The organism is Dehalococcoidales bacterium, from assembly GCA_030698765.1.
Lineage (GTDB): Bacteria > Chloroflexota > Dehalococcoidia > Dehalococcoidales > UBA2162 > JAUYMF01.
Genome location: JAUYMF010000141.1, coordinates 1 through 2,810, shown reverse-complemented (window position 1 = coordinate 2,810; position 2,810 = coordinate 1). Strand labels below are relative to the sequence as shown.

General features: G+C 52.9%; 3 protein-coding genes. 1 reads left to right on the top strand and 2 read right to left on the bottom strand.

Annotated features, from left to right (window positions below; translation table 11 throughout):
* Positions 1–95: 95 nt before the first annotated feature.
* Positions 96–1,403, bottom strand: coding sequence for a phage portal protein (locus Q8Q07_06845; GenBank protein ID MDP3880002.1), 1,308 nt, complete (start codon positions 1,401–1,403; stop codon positions 96–98).
* A complete protein-coding gene (locus Q8Q07_06840) occupies positions 1,396–1,710 on the bottom strand; it encodes a hypothetical protein (protein ID MDP3880001.1) in 315 nt (104 codons plus the stop codon). The genes Q8Q07_06845 and Q8Q07_06840 overlap by 8 nt, the downstream gene beginning before the upstream one ends.
* A gap of 659 nt (positions 1,711–2,369) precedes the next feature.
* Here Q8Q07_06840 and Q8Q07_06835 point away from each other — a divergent pair.
* On the top strand, positions 2,370–2,810 hold a 441-nt coding region (locus tag Q8Q07_06835), incomplete at its 3' end, for a TIGR00725 family protein (protein MDP3880000.1).

Genomic DNA, 2,810 nt, shown 5'->3' with positions numbered 1-2,810 from the left:
TCTTATTCCAAGCCGGAGATTACTCTATTGCTTCCACCGGGGGTTCAGCAGCTCTCCCTCTCTCCGCGCCCCTGGCAGAGTTGATATTAAGTTTCTTATTCATGCTGAGGATGGACTCTCTCTTCGAGCCACCGCTTGAATTCCATCTCCGGGTCTTTAACACCAAGTTCATCCATCGCCCGGCGCCGGGAGTGAATGCCCGTCTGCACCAGTACCTGCTCGTTGGTCACCAGCTTGACCACGTCCTGCGGCAGCAGCGGTCCCCAGGTCATTCGCAAGTAGTTATCGCCGTAATCTTCGCCCCGGTATTTCTCCAACAGCCTGAGAATAAGGCGATTCCTCCGGTTGTAAGCCGCCGTCCGGATAAGCCTTTTCCGCCTCACCTTCTGCAACAGCGGCTGCAGCTCAATCTCCAGGGCTACCCCGGACAGGTCCCTCTCCGTTCCGCCGAAAGCCACCCTCGGCGATTCCGATATATCATGGAGAATCCGGTACAGCAGATTGATATAATCGATATGCAGACTGACTCCACCCCCCTGCAAGAGATCGAGCAGGTAGGCTTTGGCATCTTCAGGTATATTCCACACTGCCCCCGGCCTGACGGCAATATCTTCCGCTTCCTCCACGTTCTCCAGTACCGCTATGGGATTCCCGGACAGCTCCAGTATTTTGGCCAGCTGTGAGGTTGCCCGGTTAAGCTCGCGCTGCGGCTCCATAATCTGGGACAGGTCTGATGCGCCCCAGAACTTTTTGGGTTCCCTTAGATTAGGGTAAATAACGAACGGTATAAAACCGTAGGGATTGGGCTTCTTCTCCACCTGAGAGCCGTCAATCCACAGCTCGAAGTCGCGGGCTGTCCACAGCTCGATAACGCTGGCCGATTTACTCTTAACCTTCACTTTATGCAGGCTTTCCACGATATCGGCGGTGAGGTTGTACTTTGAGGCTATTCTCCATACTCGCGAGGTATCATCACCTGCCCACCAGGCATAGATACCCTGTATATCTGGCGCGGTAATGCGAACACTTCTTAGCTCCGGGTCCCAGATAACCTTATAGCAGGCGTCACCGAGAATGGCGCAGTCGAGTTCGGTTTCAAAATCAAGCTGCTCCAGATCATTCTCCGCATACACCTGGTACAGGGCGGTCTCCGCTCTCTGCGCCCTGGCCCTGGCCTCATCTAAGTCCTCTGCAGGCTCAACGACAAAATTAACGCCGGACATCAGGTATGAGGTAACCTTATCCACGAAAACCTTGGCGTAATTGAAGGTCAGGTGCTTTTCTCCTCGTTTCTCCCGGCTTTCCCAGTGGACACCATGATAAAAGTCAAGGAAATCCCGGTAACCCCTGATCCTCCCCGCATCCCGTTGTGCTAATTCAGCAGGACTAAAACTCTCATTCATGTTTCTTAACTCCTTTAATGACCAGGTTACCCGAAGCAGTTTTCAAAGCCCGCCGCACGGTGCGCTGGCTCACTCCAAAGATTAGCGCCAGTTCCTCTAGCCCCTTTCCCTCCTCACTGAACAGCCGGGCTATTTCCCGGTAACGCAATTCCTTGGACAACCGCTGCCTGCCTCCCGGTTCGTCATAGACACACTCCGGAAACGGGCAGTTAAGACAGGAATCAGCCAGTTCACAACCCTCATCATGGTACTGGCAATACTCCGGCGGTAGATCCAGTTCAAAATCATCAATCGACTCCAGTTCCATAGCTCACCCTTAAACGTAGCTCAGATAGTGCTAAAATTAGCACATATGTTCTACTTACGTCAATAACCGTTTGTCACTTTTTGGTAGGCAGAGAAATTTGACAAAGCAGCCTGGGACATGCTATAATAACTCCAGTTAAATAGAGAAGTTTAGTGCCTCCTTTGTGGAGGTTTTTTATTCTCTGATGATATAGAGCAAGAAAAGGAGGTAGAAAGTGCTAACCAGCCTAAAAGCACGAGAGAATAATAATATTGAACACAGGCTCAGATATTATGTGGCAAGTCCCACGCGACCTCATTTTCATCATCCAGAATGTAAATGGGCTGCCCCTTACTTAGGCTCCCCTTACTGGCGAAAGTTCTCTTCACATCAAGAGGCTGTTACTGCCGGACTTAAACCGTGTAAGACATGCCGAGCCTAATTAATAAAGAAGCAAGGCGTCTAAGAGGGGCACCCGCCCCTCTTTCTTTTTCCTCCCCCTCCTTTAGTAAAGAGCCTGTCCTGGTTCCACTGAGTCACCACGAAGTGAGCCTGTCGAAGGGAGGGGGACCGAGGGAGAGGATTCCACAATCCCCCCTTTGCCAATATTCACGCTCAGATGATATAATGACTTATTCTGGAGAGTACACCCTGATAATAGATAGGGGGAAACTGTCAAAATGACCGCACAAAACAAGAAACGCGTTGCCGTCATCGGCGGGTCACAGCCCACCGCGGAAGAAGCCGCGCTCGCTGAGGAGGTAGGCCGTGAGCTGGCCAGACAGGGAATCGTCCTGATCTGCGGCGGCCTGGGTGGTGTCATGGAAGCCGCCTGCCGCGGGGCGAGCGAGGAGGGCGGGGTAACCATCGGCATTCTCCCCGGGGACACTGCGGATATGGCTAACCCCTACGTCCAGATTCCCATAGTCACCGGAATCGGCTATGCCCGCAATATCTCCGTGGTCAAATCAGCCCGGGCAGTCATCGCCGTTGGCGGCAGCTACGGCACCCTCTCTGAAATCGCCCACGCCCGGCAAGGCGGTATTCCGGTCATCGGGCTGAAGACCTGGAAGATAGCCAGAAATAACCAGCCGGACAACTCAATCATCACCGCCGAGAGT

Coding starts and splice junctions, on each gene's coding strand:
- Q8Q07_06840 (MDP3880001.1), bottom strand. CDS start 1,710: ATGGAACTGGAGTCGATTGATGATTTTGAACTGGATCTACCGCCGGAG.
- Q8Q07_06845 (MDP3880002.1), bottom strand. CDS start 1,403: ATGAATGAGAGTTTTAGTCCTGCTGAATTAGCACAACGGGATGCGGGG.